Genomic DNA, 25276 nt, shown 5'->3' on the forward strand with positions numbered 1-25276 from the left:
TTTCATCTAAGATCATCAACACTTAGTTGAGGCGTAAAAAGACTCATTTTACTTTCAATAATGTAGCATTTGGATCACTTAATTTGTTTTTGTAACTTTGAAAACAGAAATAAGCATGATAATGTTATTTTAATATTCATTTTTGGTATAAGCTTATTCTCAAATAGTATTGTGTAGAAGGGGTTAACTGCATCTTTATTTATGAGTTTTTTTCTCCTTCTGATATCTTTCGCGATATGTAAGCAACTGTTTTTTTTCATCCCTAAATCAGAGTGAAAAAAATTCACTGTATACATAAAAAACATTGATTTCTTAGTTTATTTTTTAGGTTACCTATCTATGGTTAGCTTGTTGCGTTGCCCATCGTCCAAACCTTATTCGTCACTCATATGTTCACTGACGCTAGGCGCTGTAGTCGCCCTGTCTGGTGTCGCGTACGCTGAAGAGACAAAACCCGCCGAGGCAGTTCCTGTGGTTACTCCACCGAAAGTGATTTCTCAGCCCAGTACAAAAAATCAAATCAGATTCACTAAGACAGGCGCTTTTGATAGCGAAACTGTCGTGAAGATTGCAAAACGTTTGGCAGCGAAACCTTATGTGACCCTCAAAGATCCTTTGCCAGCTGGCCTTGCTAAACTGTCATACGATGAGTACAGAGATATTCGTTTTAACCCGACTGCGTCTATTTGGCATGATCAGGGCGTGCCATTTCAAATGCAAATGTTCCACCGTGGTTTCTATTTTCAAGATCTGATCGAGATTGCGATTGTAGAAGGTCAGAATGCAACGCACTTAGCCTATGAGCCTAAATATTTCACTGCGGGTGAAGTGATTACTCAAGCGTTACCAAATGATGACATTGGCTACTCAGGATTCCGTATTCATAACCAACTGAATACGAACGGTGTATTTGACGAGCTTATGGTATTCCAAGGTGCGAGTTATTTCCGCGCTTTAGGTAAAGGTAACGCCTATGGCTTATCTTCCCGTGGTCTGGCGTTAAAAACGGCTGATGCTGAAGGGGAAGAATTCCCGATATTTCGCGCCTTCTGGGTTGAGCGTCCACACAATGACAGCAACTTGATTGTCGTGCATGCCTTGTTAGATAGCCCAAGCGTAGCAGGTGCCTATACTTTCTCTGTCCGTCCCGGTGATAACACCTTGATTGACGTTGAAGCGACACTGTTTCCTCGTGTTGAGCTGAGCAAAGTCGGTTTAGCACCCAGCACTAGCATGTTCTTACATTCACTCAATGGTCGTCACGACACCGATGATTTTAGACCTGAAGTACATGATTCTGATGGTTTATTGATGTTAAATGGTCGTGGTGAGCATTTATGGCGCCCATTAGCTAATCCACGTCAGTTACAAGTCAGTGCGTTTTCTGACAACTCGCCTCAGGGATTTGGTCTGATCCAACGTGAGCGTGACTATGCGTCATATCAAGATTTAGAAGCCCATTACGAACGTCGCCCAAGCCTATGGATTGAGCCTGTGGGTAATTGGGGGCAAGGTTCAGTGGTGTTGACTGAAATTCCGACAGAGTCTGAAATTCATGACAACATTGTTAGTTATTGGAAACCACGTCAGCCTATTCCTGCTGGCGGTGAATTTCATTTTGCCTATCGCATGAGTTGGGGTGAAGAACCTGCTGCGAAAGTCGGTGCTGTACATATTTCTCGCTCTGCCAGTGGTCGTGCCGATATTGCTAAGGCAACTCCAAGACGTTTATTTGTGGTCGACTATCAAGTTGAAGGTCCGATGACAGATGAAATGCCAGTCGCTAAAGTTGAAGCTTCTGGTGGTGTGGTCACGAACGTGGTGATTGCTCGTAATGCCGCTAAAAATGGCTATCGCTTAGCTTTTGAATTAGAGCCAGAAGATAAAGATCTTATCGAACTGCGCGCTGAACTTAAGTTCCCAACTCCTCGTCAGGTTGAAACCTGGCTCTATCGCTGGACGCTGTAAGGTTCATGACGGAGCAACATGATATGACTGTATCCGATAACTCGGTACTCGAGACGGAAGTCCTCGTGGGTGGTAGTGCTATGCCAAATGAACGGCCTGGCGCTATGGAACCCCAAAATTTAAGTAAGATGCCAGAGGGATTCCCTCGCCGTAGCACTGTGGCTGATGGGGTACGTTCGCGTACCTACCGTCGTGTGTTTGTGGTGGGTGGGGCTTTATTATTATCTTTGTTTGCTATCTATGAAATGGGGGCGGTATTTAGCATTGGCGGAATTACTCCTCTGGAATATTTAGTGCTAGTGCTGTTTGCGGTTAACTTCTGCTGGATTGCTTTGGCGTTTTGTAGCGGTATTGCAGGTTTTTTAATTTTACTGCGAAAACCGCGGGCAAAAGATTTGCAAGTGACTGAACTGCATACGCGAACCGCGATTTTGATGCCGACCTATAACGAATCTCCTGATAGGGTATTCTCGGCGGTTTCAGTAATGGCTGAAACCTTGTCGCAAACGGGTCATGGTCATGCTTTTGATTGGTTTATCTTAAGTGATACTACCGATCCCGATATTGCTTTGCTCGAAGAGCAGGCGTTTCTGGTGTTACGTCAAGAAACCCATAAGCATTCGCGGGTGTATTACCGTCGCCGTCGTAAAAACGTCGCCCGTAAAGCGGGTAACGTAGCCGATTTTTGCCGTCGTTGGGGGTCGCGTTATGATCACTTGTTAGTGCTTGATGCCGACAGTTTGATGGAGTCTTCAACCATCACTGGCTTAGCTCAGCGCATGCAGGCCGATCCTGATGCGGGTTTGATCCAAACGATTCCGTCGTTGATCAATGGCACCACTTTAATGGCCCGTTTACAGCAATTTGCGGCGCGTATTTATGGTCCCGTAATTGGTACCGGTTTAGGCTGGTGGGTACAAAAAGAAGGTAACTTCTGGGGCCACAACGCCATTATCCGCACCGAAGCCTTTATGACCGCGGCGGGATTACCCAACCTTAAGGGTAAGCCACCTTTTGGTGGTCATATCATGAGCCATGACTTTGTTGAAGCTGCGCTGATCCGCCGTGCGGGCTGGAGTGTGGTCATTGCCTATGACTTACCGGGTTCATACGAAGAATGTCCACCGTCGATTATCGACTTAGCCGTGCGTGATCGTCGCTGGTGCCAAGGTAACTTGCAGCATTCGCGTATTTTGCCAACTAAAGGTTTGCACTGGGTAAGCCGTTTACATTTACTGACGGGTATCATGGCTTATTTGTCATCTCCTTTCTGGTTGATGTTGATTTTGACTGGTTTGATGTTAGCCCTGCAGGCACACTTTATTCGACCTGAATATTTCACCGATCAATTTTCACTGTTCCCGACTTGGCCCATCATGGACTCGGATAGGGCATTAAGATTGTTCTACATTACTATGGGGGTTTTGTTTGGCCCTAAAGTATTCGGTGTCTTGTTGCTGCTTAAAGACGGTGAGTTTGCTCGCAGTGTTGGTGGTCGAATTAAAGCGATATTCAGTGTGATCTTTGAGGTTATACTTTCAGCGCTGATTGCACCTATCATGATGTTTATCCATTGTGGTGCTGTGATGTCAATTCTGATGGGGCGTGACAGTGGTTGGTCGCCGCAACGTCGTGATGACGGCAGTATGCCTTGGATGACGTTAATCTATCGTCACCGCTGGCATATGCTGGCAGGTGTGATGTTAGGTTATGCGGCTATTTTGGATTCTTTGACTTTGTTAGCTTGGATGAGTCCGGCGTTGATCGGTCTGTGGATTGCTGTGCCTATTTCGGCATGGACAGGTTCAGTTAAAATTGGCGAAGTGTTCAAGCGTGCTGGTATTCTTGCAACACCAGAAGAACGTAACCCTGCGCAAATTTGTCTGCAAGCGCAAGAAGCGCGCGCCGCTTACCAAAGACACATTGCTGAGCCTTGGACGTTAGCACAGGTACTTAAAGACCCTGCGTTGATGGAATTGCATTTAGCAATGGTGGATAAACAGCCTTTGCGTGCTGCGGGTACACCAATTGAAGCGATGGAAGCCATAGTGCATGTGAAGGTGCATGAAGCTCGTTGTCAACAGAGCGCATTAGCTTTACTCAATCGTCAAGAAATGGCAATGGTGTTGGCAAATCCGTTGATGTTACGTAGCCTACAGAAATTACCAGAGCAATTTGTCGAAGAAGATCTGGTGTCTTTTTGCTAACGAACACTTGATCAGCATATTTATGTGAGTTTGTTTAATATCAATGCCACTGACGACCTCAGTGGCATTTTTCTTTTCATTATCTGGAGTTAACCCCTAGTAATTAATTGATCTCCATGGAATAGTCATATCATAGTGTTGTTGATTGATATAACCGCTGGCTCTCAGGTGACCTTAAAAATAGCTAAGGGAGTATTTATGATATTGAAAAAGATCATTCGCTATTTGCCCCCATCCATGCGTGTAACGCTAAACGTGAGAGAACTCAAATTGATAGAGCAGGAGTTCAACATCGCGAACTTGAAAGCATTGCAGATTAACCCTATGCCGACGAGGCGCAATCTAGAACAACTATTACTCAGCCTTTTTTTCTGTATTCCAATAATTTTAGTGCCAAAGGTAGGTGCAGCTGATGGCGCTCAATCCGTAACATCAAATTCGAGTATTGCTGCGCAGCCAAATCTTGAGGGTAAAGCTGAAGATCTTACTGCTGTGCTGCCGCTTGCGGCCTTAGTGCCACAGGTGTTGCTATTGGATCTCGCAGGCGTTAATCCAGTATTTGGCCAGCATTATCGTGACTTAACACTTTCTCCTAATACCTTATCTACTGCTGATTTAGTACGAATCCAAGCTGATGTTACCGGTTACTGGCATTATGTGATGACATCCGCAGAATGTAACAACGCTGGATCCCCAGAGACGGTTTCATCCGTTATTCCAGTGGATCCCCAATATCAAAGGGTGCTTAAGCAAATCGCCCATTTAGTGCAATTGGACACAATTGAACCATGGGAAACTTTAGTGCTAGATGAAAAGCTAACCTTAGGAATGAGTCATCAGATCGTTGATACCATAGCAAAGCGTGTGTGGATATTGGGAGACTTAGCCACTGAGCTTAGAGTGAATCAAGTTTATACCGAAGAACTTATGATTGGCATTAAGCGCTTTCAGCAAAAGCATGGGCTAAAACAGGACGGGGTGATAGGTAAGCAGACCTTATTTTGGGTGAACCAATCGCCAAGGGCGAGGGCGGTACTATTAGCTAAAAACACTATTCGACAAAGAGTGTTTGAACGTAAATTAGAGCCGAGTTATTTGCTGATTAATGTGCCCGCTTTTGAGATGACGTTGGTCGATAATGGTACGCCAGTGTTAAGTTCCAAGGTTATTGTGGGTAAATCTTCTCGGCAAACACCGATTTTGGACAGTCAGATTTCTAGCGTGGTGCTTAACCCTAGTTGGCGAGTGCCTAGCAGCATTTTACGGCGGGACATTCTGCCGCAAATTCAGCGAAATGGTCATTATCTTAATGAACGTCAATTTGATGTGTACGATTATAACGGTCAACGGGTGCAACGCATGCCAGAGGAATGGCAGGCCTTAGCCAGCGCTTCGTTTCCCTATCAGCTTGTACAACGCCCTGGGGCGAAGAATGCATTAGGTAAATATAAGTTTCACTTTGATAACAGTTTCAGTGTCTATTTACATGGAACTTCTGAGCCAAGTCTCTTTAAAAAGGACGATAGGGCACTATCATCTGGCTGTATTCGTATTGAAAAAGCCACTGAATTAGCCCAGTGGTTTAAAGAGCATTTAGTAAAAGACAAACGTTTATGGGACAAGTTAGCCCCTGGTATTACTGAACCCCAGTGGTTTTCACTTTCCGAAAAGTTGCCCGTGCATCTGGTTTACTGGACTGCATGGTTAGACGATAGTGGGCAGGAGCAATACCGTCGCGATATTTATCATTTGGAACCTGAGCTGACGAATGCTGTGCCTGCCACGGTTTTGGAACAACATTAACGTTTTTGTGCTGTAAAGTTGAGCAAGATAAGCATCTGAACTCGCTTGGCATTTTGAAATCCTACTCAGAATGGGGTTGGCAAAACTTGATCTTAGGGCTTATTCAGTATAATTTGCCTTACTAGTGACCAAAAAGCATACAAAAGGTGATCATGTGACTTTAATATGTCCTGCCCGTAGGCAGTTATTGTTAGGCCTTAGTGGTGTGGCATTATGTTCCTTTATTCCCTCAAAAGCGGTTGCCAGCCGTTCAACCAAAGGGATCCGCGAGTTAAGTTTGTTTAATCGTCATACTGGCGAGCGCGATGATGGTAGTTACTGGGTAGATGGTCATTATCAGAGCAAGGTGTTAGACAATTTTAATCATTTGCTGCGGGATCATCGTCAGAATGTGGCAGCACCTATGGATAAGCGCTTATTTGATTTACTCCACTCGCTCAAAACAACCTTGAATACCAACGATGAAATCCATGTGATTTCCGGTTACCGTTCACCAAAAACCAATGCCATGCTCGTGAGCCACAGTGGCGGAGTTGCTAAGAAGAGTTATCACATGCGCGGCATGGCGATGGACATAGCGATCCCTAGCGTTAAACTAAAAACCCTCAGAGAAGCGGCTTTATCCCTGAAACTCGGTGGTGTGGGTTATTATCCTAATTCTGGCTTTGTGCACGTCGATTGTGGTCCGGTAAGGCACTGGTAGCAATGATCTGTTGTTGGATCTGCTGATAAAAATCTTGTTCCAAGGCTTGCGATTCGATCAAGTAATGTCTGAGCAGCGGGATAAATTGTTGATTGAGTTTGTTCATTTCTCTATGTTGTTGCCAATCACAGATCAATAGGCTGAGACGTTGTGAAAATTGATATTGTCTTTGCCTCTGCGACTCAATATCGACAGACTCAATAATTTGCATAAGTAAGATCAAGCTGCGGTTTTTTTGTTGGGTGCAGGCAAGCAATTCTAAGAATTTTAATTCGAGGGTATTTTGCTGATAAGGAACGGTTTCGATAAGAGAGACGAGTTCACGGGCCAGTTGGCATGAAAGTCTATTTTCTTGTTGTAACTGGTATAGCGCATGACGCATTTTTTGACACAGCAGTTATCGAAATTTGCCCGAGCTTAACAGGCTTCTCAATTTCCCAGTGTGATCTAGATCTCGTGTTTTTTGTTTGAGATCAAAGCCTTTTCTCTGCCGTAACAGCCAAGATACAAGTTCCTCAATTTGATAAATAGCGGTCTGTTTTGCTAACGCTGACGCCGATAAATAGAGGGCTTGCGGTATTCTTGTGCGCCTTGGGTATCTATGTTAGTATTCGCGCGCTTTATATGAGCCGTCATTGGTCGAAAATGCCGGCAACTTTTTACTCTAAATTTAAGTGAGAAACACATGTCTTACACTATCCAAGCACAAACCCGCACTGAAATAGGGAAAGGTTCGAGCCGCCGCCTACGCCATGCTGGTAAAGTACCTGCTGTTATTTATGGCCAAGGCAAAGAGCCAGTTTCTATTGTTTTTGATCACAAAGATATCATTAACATTCAAGCTAATGCTGACTTCTACACTTCTACTCTGACTATCGTTGTTGATGGTAAAGAAGTGGGTGTTCGTGCACAAGCTATGCAACGCCACGTGTTCAAGCCAATCATTGAACATGTTGACTTCGTTTACGCTTAATTGTCGTAACTGAAGCAAAAAGCGCCTAAGGGCGCTTTTTTTGTGACTAATTTTTAGTTGTTTGTATTTATGGGTAGACACTTAGGCTTTACCCAAACAACCTCAACATACTGTAACCCGTATTTTGAGGTTGTTTGGTTAGAGTGATTGGATGCTAATTTTGTAGTGTCAATATCTTGGTATTCATATGGTTACTTGATATTGAAGTTGTAATAGATATCAAGTGATTGGCCTAAAGTGCCTGACACGGTTTCTAGATAGAGTTGTGAGAGCAAGTAATACCTGACGGTCATTTCGTAACCAGGGTTAAATACACCTACTCCGTATTTCACCATTAAGTTATCGCCGATAAAGCCACTGATCGCCACACGCCCTTCATCATTAGTGTCGAGTTGCACGTTAGAGAAACCAAACTCTTCAATGAGTCCTGTCGCGGTATTCCCTAGGTTGTTAATTGCGCCGCCGCCCACTTGTGAACCTAAACCGAGTGCCGCGCCCATCATCAGCGAGTTATTTTGCTCATTGTTGGCGCTGTTAAAGCCACTGCCTTTGATAATGTAAGACAAGATTTCGGCCTGCTCTTTGGCGGGATTGGAGAACAAGGTCACTACTGGGCGTGATGGCGTGCCTGTGACGCGTACACCTGCCACTAAGTCTTCAGTCTTAATTTCCCGTATTGCTTCAATATTCAGGTTTGGTAATGACGTTGGCCCCACAAATTGCACTTCACCAGTGCGGATTTTTAGGGTTTGGCCCATAAACTTGTAGCTACCTTGATTGACTTTGATATTACCGAAGAGCAAAGGAGGACGGAAAGCTTGCTGCTGTAGCTTTAAGGTCCCTTGGAGTTTACCTTTGAGGCCCATACCATCAATTCTGAGTTCGTTCCCCACACTGATATTCAGATCTGCAACGATGGCGTAGGGGCTAGTTTTAGGCTGAGTGGCGGCAATGGAATCGTCAAATACCACGTCTTCGGAGGCTGCGACACCGCCTTCCGCTAATGGCACAATTTTAATGTTGCCAGAAGGCACCGCTATTTTTCCTTTTACTGCTAGTTGCTTACTGTTGAAGGTTAAGTTGATCTCGGGGGAGACATCGAGAATAGCCAGTGGTGGTTGGATCACGGCGAGCTTATCGCCTTCGAGGGCTAACTCGCCACTAAATTGACCTTGGGGCCATTGCAGTTGACCATTCACTCTGCCTAAACCATTGCCCATCATCCAGCGTCCCTTAAGCTGCGCTTGTTGACCCGCAAATGACATCGACATGTCAATTTTGTCGATTAATGTTGGGTTTGCTGTTAGGGCTAAGGCGCCCTCAGTTAAGGCCATGCTCCCCGATACTTCGGGCGCATCTAGACTACCCGCAAAGTTAAGTTGACTCGTCAGTAAACCTTGCACTGTATTTAATTGAGGGAAAAACTCTCCAAGTGGCTGCAAGTTGATTTGCTTGATGTTGGCATAACCTGACAGGGTGCGATCAGGTGTGACATTGACGTTAATCTCACTCTGCCAACTGGCCACGCCTTCTGATTCAAAATCTAAAACCGTCGCCAGCCGTTTTGCATCTAAGGTCGCTTTTAATGACAGGTTTTGGTAATTAATGGTGACTTCACGATTTTTATCCCGTTTGAGCATAATGCTGCCGGGAGCGAAATCAAAGTTCACATCGGCAGTAGGCTTACGGCCAGCAGCCCATGCAACATTGGCTAACAGCGATGCAGGGCCGTTCCAACGCATATTCGTTGGTAATATTGGGACAAGTAATTGCCCTGGATTACCTGAGTAGCTCACCTGTGCGCTGCCTTTTTTACCTATTGGTGTATTACTGTTTAGGCAGATACGGCTATTGGGATTCATGAGGCAAAAGGGCGTAATGCTGCCTTGATTCTTGATTTGGTCCCAAGCCAGATTAATGGTGTTATCGAGCTGCCATAGGCCTACGGGCGTGTTGAGATTTAAACGATCAACATCGAGCTGTAGTCGTGACTTCTTCACATCGTATTGGCTGCTCATCGTTGCATCGAGCCCAAGATCGCCCGTGGCGTTGAGAGTGAGTTTTTGAGCGTTAATGGTACCTTTCGCCCCGAGTGTCACTGTATCTAAATTTTGTTCTGCAATCTGCAAGGTTTTTGATTTTAGCGAGATAGCAAACTCATGTTGATCTAGCGGCTTGTAATAGGCCTTTAAATTAGATTCCTGCAGTTTAATGTTTTGATAGTAAAGTTCTGCCAGCTGCGCTGTAAGCTCGACCTGGGGGTGTTTCTCGTCACCAGTGACATTGATCTGCGCCTGTAGTTGGCCGCTGGCCTTAGGTAACCATAGGCCAAAGTCGGGCACTTGTAATTCACCTTGGAGATCCCAGTTGGCATTGGCTTCGCCTTTGAGTGCCAGAGTTGAACCTAGTACTTTGGCGTTCAGCCCTTTAGCACTGACATACAGGGAATCATTCACACTGATATCCCCTGTAATATCGAAGGGATAACCTTGTAAAGTGCCAGTGAGCTCAGTATCGCTCAGGGATACTTGCCAACGGGGGTTTGCAAATGAGCCTTTAGTGCGTAATTTTCCTGAAATCAAACTGTCCGGTAAACCCGTTGTACTTTGCGCTGTATCCGTTTGTGGCAGCTGTATTTCTTGTAATTTGACGTCATTGATCCAGAGATTAGCGTTCCAGCTAATGGTTTTTTGATAATCGAGTTCGCCCGTGAGTTTGACCTTACCAATCGCGCCCATTACATCAAGATTATTGATGGTTAACTTAGCATCTTGATGTTGGATGTCAGTGTCTATGTCGAGCACTTTGTGAAATGGTGTGATCAGTTGGCCAGTAAGACTCGCCTCTTGCCGATTGAGGTCGCCTTGGCTATCGAGTGTGGCATCGCTTACCGAGTATTGAGGGGTCTTCAGTGGCCACTGAAGCTTTGTTTGTTCAAGTTTCACCTTGTAGGGCAGGTTAGGGTCTTGCAGTGTTATTTGGCCATCTAGCGTAAAGTCGGCATCGCCCTTGGCGACGGCATTCACCTGAAGTTGCCCTAAACTTTGGCTCAGCTTTAACGTTAATACTTGATGAGTGAGATCTGGCAATTCGACTAGTTGGTTAAGGGTGAGATTTGCCTCTAAATCGAGTGGATAATCTTTATCAAGTGTTAGGCTGCCTGTGATATCGACGCTGCCATCGGTGTGGCTGATGGCGAGATGGTCTAAGGTCAATTGGTATTCACGGAAACTGCCTTGTAGTTCTGCATGGCTAAAAACATCTTTACGATCGCCGATTTGCAGTGTGGTGTTGTCTAACGTTAGGGCATTGACTGTCACAGGGAAAGGCATAAATACTTGTGGCAATTGTGCTAAAGCCCATTCAGCCTCTTTTGTTAGCGACGGACTGGCCGATGGTGTCTGTGTAGTATTCTTAGCAGTGCTGGGATTTGCTGCATTCGTTACCGCTGCCGTGCTAGTTTGTGTTGCTACATCGGTTGATGCAGGGATCAGTATGAATAATCCTTCGCTGGATAGCTGTTTAACCGACAAACCTTCGGTAAACCATTGTGCTTCTGCGTTAAGACGATTAGCGGTAAATTGCATATCATCCACTTGGATATTAACGCCATTGAGTTCAGCAGAATCTAAAACAATATCAAAGGGTAATAGAAGCTCGCTGGGTTCTTCATCAAGTGGCGCGACTGGCGCTTCGTTTGAGTCTGCAGAAAGTGCTAGGGTATCAATAGTGACATCGACTTTAGCCGCAGATAAGCTATTCACGCATAAGCGTTTTTGTAGCAAACAGGCGGGTTGCCAGAGTAAATGCAGATCCTCAAGTTGCACGTTCATTCCGGCCATAGACCAAGCCGCGTGAGATAGGGCTAAGTCTTTGTTAATGGAACCAGAGGTATAAGTCAGTTCAAGATCGGGTACAAATTGATCGGCTAAACCCACGCTAATGCGCGAGCCAAATTCAGTGCCGAGTAATAGGGCGATTAACACTAAAAGCCCTAATGGCACATAGATAATAATCCGAGTCCAGAGTTTGAACTGCCGCCACAGTCTTTGAATGAATGACACCGATGGGGTGACAGAGGTCACTATGGTTTCAGTGGCCTCGGCTTCATTGACTTCAGTGATGGGATTATCAACGATATCTTGTTCGCTTGGCTTATTATGCTCTGGGGGCTGACTCATAGATCTGTCCCCATGGTTAGGTGAATTCGCCATGATCTTTCAATGGTCTCAGTTTCTTTCAATCCGACCCCTAAATCTAATTTGATTGGACCAATCGGGGAGATCCAATGGATACCGCCACCGACAGAGACGACAGGTTCAAATTGATTATTATCGAAGGCGTTACCCGCATCGATAAATGTGCCGACCCGCCAAGTGGGGGTCACATAATATTGATATTCCAAACTACCAACCATTAAATAGCGGCCACCGATAACTTCGCGATTGGTTTTTCCATCGTCAGCAACATAGTCTAAATAGGGGCCGAGTTCTTGATAACCATAACCGCGCACACTCTGATCGCCACCGGCAAAATAGCGTAGTGATGGTGGGATAGAGGCAAGATCATTCTCGTTAGCTAAGTTGGCAGCTAAATCAATACGAGCGACGATTCTGTGGTTATCGAAGAAGGTATCAATCCATTTAAATTTAGCTTGCAAGCGGGCTAGGCGGGTTTCTGATCCTAAATAGGGATCGGCATAGTCTAGGCTGTAAATTTGTCTAAACCCGGATTTAGGATCCAGTGAGTTATCACCCCGGCTAGTCCGAGAAAAGTTAATTCCTGCCAGATAAAACGACGGCATATAATCGACGTCAGACTGAGTATATTCTTCGCGTATGGCCTCCAACGAATAACTCATTAGCCATTGATTTTCTAGTCTTTGCTGACGTAATAGTCCCAGAAGGTACTTAGTCGACTCGAGCTGGCCTGTGTTACTAAAATCACGATTCTCGGCATCATATACTTGAGTCACACCGTATTTGTCCCGCAGCAAACCGAGGCGGATCTTTAATTGATCGTCTAAGGGATGTGTGAGCGGAATCGTATAAGTGGTTAATAACTTTGGTCTATCGGGCGACCATTCGAGACTGGTTTCTTGGGAATGCCCGTATTTATTGATTTGTGGTGTACGCCAAGTCACGCGCACCCTCGGATCAAAGGCTTGATCTGTTTTGCCAATATCACCACCAAAACCGAGTTCAATTGCGTGACTTGCCTTAGGCGTTAATTCGACTCGCATTGGAATATGGTTATCTTCGACGTTATCGATTTGCGGGATCACTTTGATATTGGCGAAATAACCAGTATCTAATAACTGACGATTCAAGGCGCTTACACGGCGAGTTGAGTATGAAGCACCTTCTTTAAAGGGGATAAGATCCTCTAATATATCGGGTTCTAAGCTATGGCCATCGAAACTGACTTGGCCAAATCGGTAACGTTTGCCTGAATCAAAATGCAAACTTACCTGTGCGGTATTAATATCGCGGTTAACTTTAATTTGTGATTCAGTAAATTCGCCATCGAAGTAACCTCGTGCCAAGGCTAAGGTGACCAGTTGCGATTTTACGTCGCTGTAAACACCGTGATTTAACACATCGCCGGGTTTAATGTTGACCTTTGCGAGCCATTGATCGAAGGCTCGGTCATCAAGCATTTCACCACTAAAATTAATATCGACCCACTGAACAATGGTTGGCTCGCCGGGGCTGATTTCAAGTTTTAATTCCCACGGTCCCTTGTCATGCTCAATCAGCTTTTCTTCTACTTCACTGTGATAGTAACCCATGGATTCTAAGGCGGTGCTGATATTGTCATCGACATTAAACAAAAAGGCACGGCGCTGCACCTCAGATTCAGGTAAAGCACCTAAGTGAGCAACTATGTTGCTTCGAAGCGCTTCATTTACGCCTGTAACAGATAATTTGATAAAATCATCTGCTGCCGCGACTGATGTGACTGAAATCAGACTCAGAAACAAGCAAAGACGAATGTAATGTGAGGTGATTTGCAAAAATGGCTGCACTTTATAGTCCCTGTGATTTGGCATCATTGTCGCCAGAATAAAACCAACAGGCAAGGAGATGATTGAAATTACACGATGAAATGGTTACAAAGGACGCTACTTTTTAAGGGGATGTAAAGAATGAAAACAAAATTAGCCACCTTTAGTTTAATTATTTCGGGCCTACTTTTTATGTCACATAACACCTTTGCCAATGATAAACCGTTCGCCATTGCGATCCACGGCGGCGCGGGGACGATTTCTAAAGCTAATCTCACCCCTGAACAACGCCAAGCCTACAAAGATAAGTTAAAGGAAGCGGTCGATAAAGGCTCAAAAGTCTTAGAGGAGGGCGGTGACAGCTTAGTGGCAGTACAAACCGCAATTAATATCCTTGAAAATAGTGCTCTGTTTAATGCTGGTATAGGCGCGGTTTATACCTATGACGGCGGACATGAATTAGATGCCTCTATTATGGATGGCAAAACGATGAATGCCGGCGCTGTCGCTGGAGTGCGTCATATTGCCAATCCAATTGACTTAGCCTTGGCCGTGATGAATAAATCTGAGCACGTGATGCTCTCGGGCGCAGGAGCGGAAGAATTTGCACTGACTCAAGGTTTTACTTTAGTGCCAAACCGTCATTTTGATACTGACGAGCGTTATCAGCAATTACTCGATGCACGGCAAAAACTGCAAGCTGCGGCTAAATCTGAACAAGTTGCTAATGTTGAGATGAAGGACCTCGATTACAAATTTGGTACCGTTGGTGCTGTCGCCTTAGATAAAAAGGGTAACTTAGCTGCAGGTACATCGACCGGTGGTATGACGGCAAAACGCTTTGGTCGTATTGGTGACTCTCCTGTCATCGGTGCTGGCACTTATGCTGAAAACGGTGTTTGTGCCGTATCGGCAACGGGTCATGGTGAATTCTTTATCCGTTACCTCGTCGCGGGGGATATTTGTGCTAAGGTGAAATATCAGCAAAAATCTATCATTCAGGCAGCAGATGAAGTTATTAATCAACGTCTTATCACTGCTGGCGGTTCGGGTGGTGTGATTGCAGTCGATCAGCGTGGCAATATTGCTACGCCATTTAATACCGAAGGTATGTACCGCGCCACCCGTAGTAATGGTGAGCCAGCCCAAGTGCTAATTTGGCATGATCAATAATGTCATTTGTAGAAGCATCTAGGTTTATAACTGACATGACTTAGAAACGTTAAAACTTCGAAACCTTAAAAAGCGAGTGCCGCAAAAGTGGACTCGCTTTTATTTTTATATCTTAATTTTACTAATGCATTGAAAAGTAACCAGATAAATATCATTAAGCAGTATGGCTTATGATGTTTATCTGAGTGGGCGGTTTGAGTTGGCCTAATAATTAGCGTTGTTTTAACCTTTGAAATTCAAATCTAGCAGTATAGAAGCCTAGATGTCTATATATCCAAATGATCTATTATTACCGTTTAATATATCAAATAGTTATTAATTCATTATCCATCGACCCATAAAGGCATAGAATCCGGCTCAGACAATGCATTAAATGGGAGTCATTGATGGAACAATTACCGATATTGAATTTAAGTGATTGGCATGCCGGTGGACAACGTCGTAACGCTTTTATTACTAAGCTTGCCGATGCTGCCAGAAGAATAGGTTTTTTCTATCTCACAGGCCACGGCATTGAGCTTGCTAGACAGCAGCAAGTACTTCAGTTAGCGGCAGATTTCTTTGCGCTGCCCGTCGTAGATAAACTTGCGGTGAAAATGGCGAATACACCGCATTTTCGCGGTTATACCCGTTTGCAAGGTGAATTGACCTTAGGGAAACCGGACTTGCGGGAACAGTTTGATATCATGCAAGAAGAAGTGGCTAACCCTCAGCAGTCTGATGTACCTATATGGTGGCAGCTACAGGGACCTAATCAATGGCCGTCACAATTACCACAGATGAAATCGACTTTATTGGCATGGCAACAGGATTTAGGCGATACCAGTGTCACACTATTGAGGGCTTTAGCTGTTGCGCTAGAGCAGCCAGAAAGCGCCTTTGATGCCACGATCGAAGCGGGTCCTTATCAGCATATGAAGCTTATTCGCTATCCCAGCGCGGATGGACAGACTTCAGGCCAAGGCGTAGGAGCACACAAAGATCCTGGCTATTTGACCTTAGTGCTGCAAGATAAGCAATCCGGTTTAGAGGTTCAGACTGACAACGGTTGGTTAAGCATACCGCCATTAGAAGACGCCTTTGTGGTGAATATAGGTGAATTACTTGAGTTGGCTTCTAATGGGTATTTAAAGGCAACCAACCATAGGGTGACAAGCCCGCCTGCTGGGGTCGAGCGCTACTCGTGCGCCTTTTTTATGGCGGCGCAGTTGAATGCGACAGTCCCTTTGTTACCTTTGCCAAAGCATCTGGCGAACCAAGCTCAAGGACCGGCAAGCGATCCATTAAATCCACTTTTCCACCAAGTGGGCCAGAACGTATTAAAAGGGCGTTTACGCTCTCATCCCGACGTTGCTCAAGCACATTACGCCTCATTCGCTCATGCCATTTAATGGTTATTAGGATCTATTATGCAATTTAAAACTAAATTACTTCACACCCATTATGCCGCTGATAACTCGACGGGCGCTCTTACAACTCCTATCTATCAAAGTAGCACCTTCGCCTACGGTAGTGCCGAGGATGGTCGAGCCCGTTTTGCAGGTGAGCAACCGGGCTTTATCTACAGTCGTATGGCGAATCCGACAGTGCAGGCGCTTGAATATCAATTAGCACAACTGGAAGGGGCTGATGAAGCACTCGTTGTTGCGAGTGGGATGGCGGCAATCAGCAGTATTTTCTATGCCTTAGCCAGTCAAGGTGATGAAATCGCATTTATCGACCCCGTATACGGTGGCACTGCGGCATTTTTAATCCAAACGTTAACCCGCGCGGGTATTACTGTGCGCCGTTATCAAGACGATGATCATTTATTGGCAGAGATTACCGCCGAAACAAAAATTATTTTATTTGAGCCCATCACCAATCCGACCTTAAAAGTCAGTGACTACCGTAAGGTTAAGCGTGCCGCCGAAAAAGTGGGCGCTATAACCATTTGTGATAATACGTTTTTAACCCCGTATTTATTCAAACCACTGGAACATGGCATTGATATTGTGATGCACAGTGCCACTAAGTATTTAAGTGGCCATGGCGATTTAATCGCAGGTGTTGTCGCTGGACCTAAGGCATTAATGCAACCTATTCGCACTATAGCGCTTAAACATATCGGCGCTGCGATTGGGCCACAGGAAGCCTATTTATTACAGCGAGGCTTACGTACCTTAGCACTTAGAATGGATGCTCATCTTGCGGGCGCGGCTAAGGTCGCCGCTTTTCTTGCAACCCATCCGAGCGTTGCAAAAGTTTATTACCCAGGGCTAGCAGATGATCAAGGCCATCAAGTTCTGAGTGAAACCATCAACGCCTTTGGCGGTATGGTGAGTATTGAGCTCGAAGGGGGTTTTAATCGAGCGGCGCAGTTTTTAGATCATTTGAACTTGTTTACCCAAGCGGTCAGTTTAGGCGACTTAGAGAGTCTTGCCTGTCACCCAGCAAGTACCACCCATGCTGCTATGGATGCCGCGAGTCGGCTAGCTTCAGGGGTGAATGACAACCTGATTAGATTGAGCATTGGCGTCGAAGATCCTCAAGATTTGATTGCCGATCTTGAGCAAGCCTTAGCCATTTAAGCATATTGATACTAGCCATCCCCAGTTAAATTGATTGGGGATTTCAAAAGTATAATGTTATTAATTTCGTCTATATAAAGTTAATTTCCGTAATTTTTTACGTTTTTTTTACGCGTCAGAATTGTTTTCGTCTGTTAAAGTGAAAATCTGTATGACATAACGACTTACATTTTGATGGACAAACTAAGTGTTTTTAAACTCTCTGTTAGGTTGAGCTTTATTTCTGAGTGCTTACTCGCTATTTGCTTGTATTTACCCTCTTGGAGGGTGTCATCTAAAGCATTATTATTGTACTCCAACTCGTTGTCGTTATGATTACACTTCAATGTTGTTTTCAATATGCGTATATGGCTGCATTTTTTGAAGCTATTCGTGTTCATTTTTTATTTAACGCTCCTTATTATTCCCTCCCAATGATAGATGTGGCTGTTTTTATCAATCTAATCGCTTTTATTGTCATAGCCATTGTCGCGACGATAAGTCAACTTGCAATCCACCTTAGACGACAACAAAGAGTATTAGGGGAAGATCTATTTCCTAACCTAACTCTGTTATCGATTGCATATGATTTTAGAACAGGACGTGAGCGCTTGTATTTTATGATGCCTAATAAATTATTCATTAAGTCTTTCACGATAAATATCTAAAGGTGAGTTGGAATGATTGCAGTCAGTGGAATACAGAAATCTAGCTCTCGATTTCATACCATAATTCATCTATGTAGCTTTTTGATTGTCATATATAGCTTCACCATGTTGATGCCTATCGCTGTTGCATTATTTTATAAAGATGGATATATCACTCCATTTTTAATCACATTCCTCCTTTCCCTTTTTATTGGTGTGGTCGGTTGGAAGATGACAAGTGAGGAAAATAAAAATCTGCAAAAACGTGATGGCTTCATGGTCGCTTGTTTATTTTGGCTGATATTTTCCTTAATGAGTGCATTACCTTTTCTTCTTGATAGACGATTGGACTTGAGTTTAACCGATGCCATGTTTGAAGGTGTGTCTGGCATTACGACGACTGGAGCCTCGATTTTTTCAGATATTGATGTACTACCCAAATCGATTTTATTTTATCGAGCACAGCTTAATTTCCTCGGTGGGTTAGGGATAATTGTTTTGGCCGTTGCAATTATGCCATTTCTTGGTATTGGTGGCGCAAAATTATATCAGTCTGAGATGCCAGGTCCCATGAAAGAGGAAAAGATGACGCCCCGCCTTGCGGATACGGCTCGAAATTTATGGGGGCTTTATAGCGTACTTGCCTTAGGTTGTGCAGTTGCTTATAAACTTGCAGGAATGAATTGGTTTAATGCCATATGTCATAGTCTATCTACCGTTTCATTGGGTGGATTTTCCACACATAGTGACAGCTTAGGATATTATAACAGTGCTGCAATTGAGCTTGTGGGTGGTGTGTTTTCAATACTTGCAGCAATCAATTTCGCCTTATACTACATAGTGTTAGTTCGGCGAAGCTTCAAGCCTATTTGGTATAATGCGGAGGTTCGATTTTTTATTCTCATATTATCTATCGTTGTTGGGATCGCTTGTTTAGAGCTGAATCGTACTCAAACTTTTGATATTAAAGATTCATTGGTACATGGATTTTTTCAAACAGTTTCAGTTATGACGGACAATGGATTAGGCTCTGCAGGTTATCCTAATTGGCCCAGTCATATTGTGCTTTTATTATTAGGCGCGAGCTTTTTTGGTGGATGCTTTGGTTCTACTTGTGGCGGTATTAAAGCTGTCAGATTTTTACTTTTGTACCGTCAAGGGATCCGAGAAATTCATCAATTGGTTCATCCTAATGCCATTTTAACAACAAAGATCAGTGGTCAAGTCGTTTCAGACAGAGTCATTCGTTCAGTATGGGGATTATTTTTCCTGTACATATTTTTTACTTGCGTTTTTGTATGGGGATTGGTCGCCATTGGACATGATTTTGCCACCGCCTTTGGAACCGTCGCCGCGTGCATTAATAATATGGGGATTGGTTATGGTGACACTGCATCTGGATTTGGCACGTTAAAAGATGCGGCTAAATGGCTGATGTGTGTCGCTATGCTTTTTGGGCGATTAGAAATATTTCCTGTACTCATCATTTTCTCACGGGCATTCTGGCGATTTTAATTTTAAGTGTATTTTATGGTTAATTTGTCGAATTGACTGGGAGGGTCATTAAATGAAATGGTTATTGAGATGTATATTACTCATTATGCTAGTAGGGTGTCAGAAATCGCCAGTTTATACCAAGTTAGAAGGCCTTGCGCAGGGGACGAGTTGGCATGTGACATTTTGGAGTAAAGACAAGTTAAATAGTACAGAGATAAATCGCGAGATTGAGCGGCAATTGGCAGAAATAGATCTTCATATGTCTACTTATCGTTCAGATTCAGTGATTTCTCGTTTTAACAGTATGCACTCCGCTATGGCGGTCGGGGATGATATTTTAGGGCTCATAGGGATAGCCAAGGAGGTCACTTCAAAAACGGAGGGTTGTTATGATTTGACCATTAAACCATTATTCGATTTGTGGGGATTTACCCATAACCAATTAACCATTCCTACAGAAAGTGCACTTCAACAGACATTAACCTATGTAGGCTTGCATCATTTAAGTATTGATAATCAAATGTTAACTAAAGATTTGCCAGAGGTACATCTTGATTTATCTTCGATTGGACAGGGATATAGCGTAGGCAAAGTTGCAGATGTGCTAAAGCGATACAATATCGATAATTATTTGGTAGAGATTGGCGGCGAAATGTTCGTACACGGCAGTAAGCTCGATGGTTCTGCTTGGAGAATCGCGATTGAAAAACCGCTGCCCGAACAGCGAACAATGCAAAAGGTTCTGCTTATTGATTTCCCTCAAGCGATCATGACATCGGGTACATATCGTCATTATTTTGATCATTTAGGGCAGCGTTATTCACATATTCTTGATGCGCGAACCGGTAAACCCGTAACCCATAACACAGTATCTGTAACTGTATTGGCAACGGATCCGGCTAGAGCTGATGCTTGGTCTACAGCGCTATTATGTTTAGGAAGTCAAGAAGGATTAGTCGTCGCTAATCAGAATGATATAAAAGCATTATTTATTGATGACAATAAAGGTGTACTTAAAGAGATTAAGACTGATAGCTATAATAAAATGAAAAATATAGAGCTTAATTAATCTACAATATCATCGCTTGGTCATGTGTTAATGCCAGTTAGTATTTCTAGCTGGCATTTTTATTTTACTTTTATAGCTAATGCCATGGTTTATTGTGGCCTTATTTACCACTGATTATGATGACTTTTACGTATTCTTTACGGGATTAGTCATTTGAACTCTAGAGACTTTACGCGGTTAATTCATATATTTGTCCTGTTACTCACTTTCTTAAGGACAAATTATATGGACTGGATATTTCTAATACTTTCCATAGCACTTTTCATCTACTTAGCAGTGGCAATGTTTGCCCCTAATAAGTTTTAGGAGTCGTTATGTTTGAAATTACCCTTATTTTTACTACTGCGCTTGGGCTCGCATGGCTGTTGGGATCCTATATGACAGGGGTTTTCTCTGGTCAGTCCCATTTTTCAGATCGTTTATTTAATCCCATTGAAAAGTGGATTTATCGGGCTATAGGCGTAAATGCCCATTCGGGGATGACATGGAAATCCTATGGTGCGGCGTTTCTTATCAGCAACTTGGTACTTGGCATTTTGGCATTTCTTATCCTTAAATTCCAACATGTGTTACCGCTTAACCCCGATGGCATAGGACCATTATCTTGGGATCTGGCTTTGCACACTGCGGTGTCATTCCTTACCAATACCAATCAACAGCATTATTCCGGGCAGGCTCAGCTCAGTTATCTATCCCAAGGATTTGTCATTGTCACGCTGCAATTTGTCACGCCAGCCATGGCGCTGGCGGTTTGTGTGGCGATTTTGCGGGGAATGTTAGGTGGGTTGAATAATGACAGCGCCAAAGAGGGTGAGGCTCGAAATCTGGGTAACTATTATGTTGACTTAGTGCGCGGTGTGCTCAGACTTATGCTGCCATTAGCGGCTATTGTGGCGCTGTTACTGACTTGGCAAGGCGTACCGAGTAGTTTTGACGGTGCGCAAAAAGTAAACACCTTAGATTCTGCATCACCTATCACTGAGCAGGTCGTTCCGATCGGCCCCGTTGCTTCTATGGTGGCCATCAAGCAGTTAGGCACTAATGGCGGGGGCTGGTATGGCCCCAACAGTAGTAACCCGCTTGAAAACCCAACGCCAGTCAGTAATGCAATCGAGACCATTGCCTTAGTGCTGATCCCTATGGCCGTCGTCTTTATGGCTGGCGGAATGCTAAGACGCAAAAAATTTACCTTGATGGCTCTGGTTGCTATGGGTTTATTGAGCGTCAGTTTTCTTGGGGCAACTGTGTACAGCGAGTTGCAACCCAACGCCGCCTTTGCGGGATTAAGCGCCCAAGGGCCTAATATGGAGGGTAAAGAAGTTCGCTTTGGACCTGAGCTTTCGGCGCTATGGGCTTCTTTTACCACACAAACCTCTAACGGTTCGGTCAATGCCATGCACGATTCCTTCAATCCAATCGGGGGATTGATGACGCGATCAGGCATGCTACTTAATGCGATATGGGGCGGTATTGGCTGCGGTTTTGTTAACTTTATCGTTTATGTGTGGATTGCTGTTTTCTTATCGGGATTGATGATTGGCCGTACGCCAGAGATATTTGGTCGTAAGCTCGAAACCCGTGAAATCACCCTTTTGGGAAGTCTATTAGTTTTACCTACCTTGTGCGTCTTAGGTTTGACGGCGATCACTGTGGCTATCCCGAGTATTACGGGCAACAGTAACCCCGGATTTCATGGAATTTCGCAAGTCTTTTACGAATATACCTCCGCTTTTGCTAATAACGGTTCGGGTTTTGAAGGCTTAGGTGATAACACGCCTTGGTGGAATATCAGCTGCGTTATCGCCTTACTGCTTGGTCGATACTTGCCGCTTTTTTTACCGCTGGCGATTGCGGGGATGATGTCGAGTAAAAGAGTGAGCCCTGACAGTAACGCGAGCTTGAAGCTCGAGAGTCCCACCTTTTGTTTCACCCTTATTGCTGTGATTTTAATCATTAACTTCTTGTCTTTCTTACCTGCGGCGGTATTAGGGCCTATTGGCGAAGCTTTAGAACTTGCCACTATGAGTCTGGAGAAATAGTCATGCATAAACCTGCTCAAATATTAGATAGCGCCGGCGTGAAGCAAGCTGCCTTTGGTGCTGTAAAGAAAATGTCCTTAGTGAGTATGGCTGGCAACCCAGTGATGTTCGTAGTGATGGTCGGCGCTTTACTCGCCGCTTTGATCACTGGACAAAAGTTCTTCAATGGCGAGACTGTTGGTTTTGAGTTAGCCACGACCCTTATTCTTTTGCTTACCGTGTGGTTTTCTAACTTTGCGGAATCCGTGGCAGAGGCAAGGGGTCGTGGACAAGCGGCTAGCTTAAAGTCGGCGAAAGAGGCCTTGCAGGCTCGGCGCATACGCCACGGTGAGTTGGAATCAGTATCCGCAACTTTGCTTGTCAAAGGCGATAAGGTGAAGGTTTTACAGGGTGATTATATTCCTGCCGATGGTGAAATCATCGAAGGGATAGCCACTATCAATGAATCGGCGATTACCGGTGAATCTGCGGCTGTGCTGCGTGAAGCAGGCACAGATCATTCCGGTGTGATTGGCGGCACTAAGGTACTTACGGGTGAAATTACCGTGCTGGTTGCCAACGATCCGGGGAATAGCTTTTTAGATCGTATGATAGGGCTGGTCGAAGGGGCGAAGCGTCAGAAAACACCGAACGAAACGGCGTTGACTGTGCTACTTGCATCATTGACTGCGGTTTTCCTCATCGTGGTGGTGACTTTGCCACCCATGGCGGGTTTCGTCGGTGCAAGCCTTGATTACACTATGTTAATTGCGCTGTTAGTGTGTTTGATCCCAACGACGATTGGTGGCTTGTTACCCGCTATTGGTATTGCAGGCATGAACCGCGCCTTAGCCGCCAATGTGGTCGCTAAATCGGGTAAAGCCGTGGAAGTTGCGGGGGATATCGATACGTTACTGCTGGATAAAACTGGCACTATCACTTTCGGTGATCGTCAAGCGACCGCATTTTTACCCGTGAAAGGCATTGCAGCTGAGATGTTGCGTGATGCGGCGGTGCTTTCTTCCCTCGATGACCCCACCCCTGAAGGGAAATCTGTACTCAAATTGGCCATAGATTTGGGCGCGGTGTTACCCGTCAAACCTACGGATGCAACTTTCATCCCATTTACGCCGGAGACTCGGGTTTCTGGGGTGATTTTAACCGATGGTATTCAAGGCATTAAAGGCGCGGGCGATGCGATGCAGTTTTGGGCGCAGCAGCATCAAATTCACTGGCCTGAATCTGTTAACGCGCTTATCCGCAAAGTGGCTTTGCAGGGGGGGACTCCTTTAGTCGTCGCCAGTGGCACGCACATTTTAGGGGTTATAGCCTTAAGTGACGTGATTAAGCAGCGGTTTGCCCGTTTAAGAGCGCTCGGTGTGCGGACCATCATGGTGACAGGGGATAATCCGCTAACGGCTGGCGTGATTGCCGCCGAAGCTGGGGTCGATGATTTTGTCGCTGAAGCTAAACCTGAGGATAAACTTGCCCTTATTCGCGCAGAGCAGGCCAAAGGTCGATTAGTGGCTATGGTGGGGGATGGTACTAACGATGCGCCGGCATTAGCGCAGGCCGATGTAGGTCTTGCGATGAACTCAGGTACCCAAGCCGCTAAAGAAGCTGGCAATATGGTGGACTTGGATTCAGATCCCACTAAATTACTGGCTATCGTTGAAGTCGGAAAACAATTGCTGATCACCCGCGGCGCCTTGACTACATTCTCCCTCTCCAATGATGTGGCTAAGTATTTTGCCATTATTCCAGCGGTATTTGCGGGGGCTTTGCCTGCGATTGGTGCACTGGATCTGATGCAGCTTCACAGCCCAACCTCAGCCGTACTCGCAGCGCTCGTATTTAACGCACTTATCATTCCCGCCTTAATTCCATTGGCATTAAAAGGCATCAAACTCAGACCCATAAGTGCCGAAAAATTACTGCGAAATAATATGCTGATTTATGGCTTAGGTGGGGTGATTTTACCCTTTGTCGGCATTAAAGCACTCGACTCAATCATTGCACTTATGCTCTAGGAGACAGTAATGAATTCAATCGTATATACCACTAAAACTCAGCATGCCGTTATGGGATTGAGAGCCAGTCTCGCCCTGTTATTTGTGTGTGGTGTTGTCTATACCGACACTGTGACTCAGCTCGGTGGCGCTTTATTTCCCGTACAAGCTAAGGGCAGTGTGATCCACAGGGATAATGTCGCGATGGGTTCTGAGTTCATCGCTCAGCCCTTTGTTAATCCAGCCTATTTTTTTAGTCGGCCGAGCGCTGTCGGTTACGACCCTATGGCGACAGGTGGTAGTAATCTTGCACCGAGTAACCCGGCGTTACGTGAACGTGTGATGGCAACGAGCCAAGAAATCCAAGCCAGAGAATCCGTTCAGGCCGCTGATATCCCTGTGGATTTACTCGCCACATCGGGCGCGGGACTGGATCCCCATATTTCACCCGCAGCGGCCAAACTGCAAGTTGCGCGCGTGGCTCAGGCTCGACAGTTAGCCGAACCACAAGTGTTGACCTTAGTGGCGCAATTTATCGAACCACCGCAGTGGGGCATTTTTGGGCAAGCGCGCGTCAATGTACTCAAGCTCAACCTCGCTCTCGACCAGATTGCTAAACACGCTCAATAAAACAATATTCTACTGAATTTAAG

The 25276-nt window shown here is 44.9% G+C and carries 18 protein-coding genes; 15 read left to right on the plus strand and 3 right to left on the minus strand.

What is annotated here, in order from left to right; translation table 11 throughout:
* Window positions 1-339: 339 nt before the first annotated feature.
* From L5L98_RS02580 to L5L98_RS02595, 4 genes are all read left to right on the plus strand, one after another.
* Window positions 340-1968, plus strand: coding sequence for a glucan biosynthesis protein G (locus L5L98_RS02580; RefSeq protein WP_263138301.1), 1629 nt, complete (start codon window positions 340-342; stop codon window positions 1966-1968).
* A 23-nt stretch (window positions 1969-1991) separates the two neighbouring features.
* On the plus strand, window positions 1992-4175 hold the full coding sequence (mdoH, locus tag L5L98_RS02585) for a glucans biosynthesis glucosyltransferase MdoH (protein ID WP_105252289.1): 2184 nt from the start codon (window positions 1992-1994) through the stop codon (window positions 4173-4175).
* Between the two features lie 324 nt (window positions 4176-4499).
* A complete protein-coding gene (locus tag L5L98_RS02590) occupies window positions 4500-5978 on the plus strand; it encodes a murein L,D-transpeptidase (RefSeq protein ID WP_372832795.1) in 1479 nt (492 codons plus the stop codon).
* 154 nt (window positions 5979-6132) lie between these two features.
* Window positions 6133-6681 carry a DUF882 domain-containing protein gene (locus tag L5L98_RS02595; RefSeq protein WP_028760165.1) on the plus strand — a complete coding sequence of 183 codons (549 nt, stop codon included), beginning with the start codon at window positions 6133-6135 and terminating at the stop codon, window positions 6679-6681.
* On the opposite strand, the gene L5L98_RS02600 is transcribed toward L5L98_RS02595, so the two are convergent.
* On the minus strand, window positions 6632-7063 hold the full coding sequence (locus tag L5L98_RS02600; protein WP_106650352.1) for a hypothetical protein: 432 nt from the start codon (window positions 7061-7063) through the stop codon (window positions 6632-6634). The two genes, L5L98_RS02595 and L5L98_RS02600, sit on opposite strands and share 50 nt — an antisense overlap.
* A gap of 303 nt (window positions 7064-7366) precedes the next feature.
* On the opposite strand from L5L98_RS02600, the gene rplY reads away from it, so the two are divergent.
* Complete coding sequence (rplY, locus tag L5L98_RS02605; protein ID WP_028760163.1) at window positions 7367-7654, plus strand: 50S ribosomal protein L25; 288 nt, start codon at window positions 7367-7369, stop codon at window positions 7652-7654.
* 191 nt (window positions 7655-7845) lie between these two features.
* Here rplY and L5L98_RS02610 read toward each other — a convergent pair whose 3' ends face one another.
* Both L5L98_RS02610 and L5L98_RS02615 read right to left on the minus strand, forming a co-directional pair.
* Window positions 7846-11835, minus strand: a complete 3990-nt coding sequence (locus tag L5L98_RS02610) for a translocation/assembly module TamB domain-containing protein (protein ID WP_263138306.1) — start codon at window positions 11833-11835, stop codon at window positions 7846-7848.
* On the minus strand, window positions 11832-13682 hold the full coding sequence (locus L5L98_RS02615; protein ID WP_219252679.1) for an autotransporter assembly complex protein TamA: 1851 nt from the start codon (window positions 13680-13682) through the stop codon (window positions 11832-11834). The genes L5L98_RS02610 and L5L98_RS02615 overlap by 4 nt, the downstream gene beginning before the upstream one ends.
* A 120-nt stretch (window positions 13683-13802) precedes the next feature.
* Between L5L98_RS02615 and L5L98_RS02620 the strand changes: the two genes are divergently transcribed.
* From L5L98_RS02620 to kdpC, 10 genes are all read left to right on the plus strand, one after another.
* The gene (locus L5L98_RS02620) at window positions 13803-14834 is read left to right on the plus strand and encodes an isoaspartyl peptidase/L-asparaginase family protein (RefSeq protein ID WP_028760160.1); all 1032 of its coding nucleotides are present in this window, start codon (window positions 13803-13805) and stop codon (window positions 14832-14834) included.
* Window positions 14835-15220: 386 nt separating this feature from the next.
* Window positions 15221-16225, plus strand: coding sequence for an isopenicillin N synthase family dioxygenase (locus L5L98_RS02625; protein ID WP_263138310.1), 1005 nt, complete (start codon window positions 15221-15223; stop codon window positions 16223-16225).
* A gap of 18 nt (window positions 16226-16243) precedes the next feature.
* Window positions 16244-17404, plus strand: a complete 1161-nt coding sequence (locus L5L98_RS02630; protein WP_263138312.1) for a trans-sulfuration enzyme family protein — start codon at window positions 16244-16246, stop codon at window positions 17402-17404.
* Between the two features lie 287 nt (window positions 17405-17691).
* Window positions 17692-18051, plus strand: a complete 360-nt coding sequence (locus L5L98_RS22420) for a DUF4118 domain-containing protein (RefSeq protein WP_411568929.1) — start codon at window positions 17692-17694, stop codon at window positions 18049-18051.
* Window positions 18052-18063: 12 nt separating this feature from the next.
* Window positions 18064-19545: a TrkH family potassium uptake protein gene (locus L5L98_RS02635; protein WP_263138314.1), complete on the plus strand. Its 1482-nt coding sequence runs from the start codon at window positions 18064-18066 to the stop codon at window positions 19543-19545.
* 52 nt (window positions 19546-19597) lie between these two features.
* Entirely contained in the window at window positions 19598-20596 is a 999-nt protein-coding gene (locus L5L98_RS02640) for an FAD:protein FMN transferase (protein ID WP_263138315.1), read from the plus strand.
* A 225-nt stretch (window positions 20597-20821) separates the two neighbouring features.
* Window positions 20822-20902: a potassium-transporting ATPase subunit F gene (locus L5L98_RS22425; protein WP_105252297.1), complete on the plus strand. Its 81-nt coding sequence runs from the start codon at window positions 20822-20824 to the stop codon at window positions 20900-20902.
* A gap of 8 nt (window positions 20903-20910) precedes the next feature.
* Window positions 20911-22635, plus strand: coding sequence for a potassium-transporting ATPase subunit KdpA (kdpA, locus tag L5L98_RS02645; protein ID WP_131525162.1), 1725 nt, complete (start codon window positions 20911-20913; stop codon window positions 22633-22635).
* A 2-nt stretch (window positions 22636-22637) separates the two neighbouring features.
* A complete protein-coding gene (gene kdpB, locus L5L98_RS02650) occupies window positions 22638-24644 on the plus strand; it encodes a potassium-transporting ATPase subunit KdpB (RefSeq protein ID WP_263138318.1) in 2007 nt (668 codons plus the stop codon).
* 9 nt (window positions 24645-24653) lie between these two features.
* A complete protein-coding gene (kdpC, locus tag L5L98_RS02655; protein ID WP_263138319.1) occupies window positions 24654-25253 on the plus strand; it encodes a potassium-transporting ATPase subunit KdpC in 600 nt (199 codons plus the stop codon).
* The last annotated feature ends 23 nt before the right edge of the window (window positions 25254-25276 follow it).

Source organism: Shewanella sp. SM23 (assembly GCF_025654295.1).
Classification (GTDB): Bacteria; Pseudomonadota; Gammaproteobacteria; order Enterobacterales; family Shewanellaceae; genus Shewanella; species Shewanella oncorhynchi.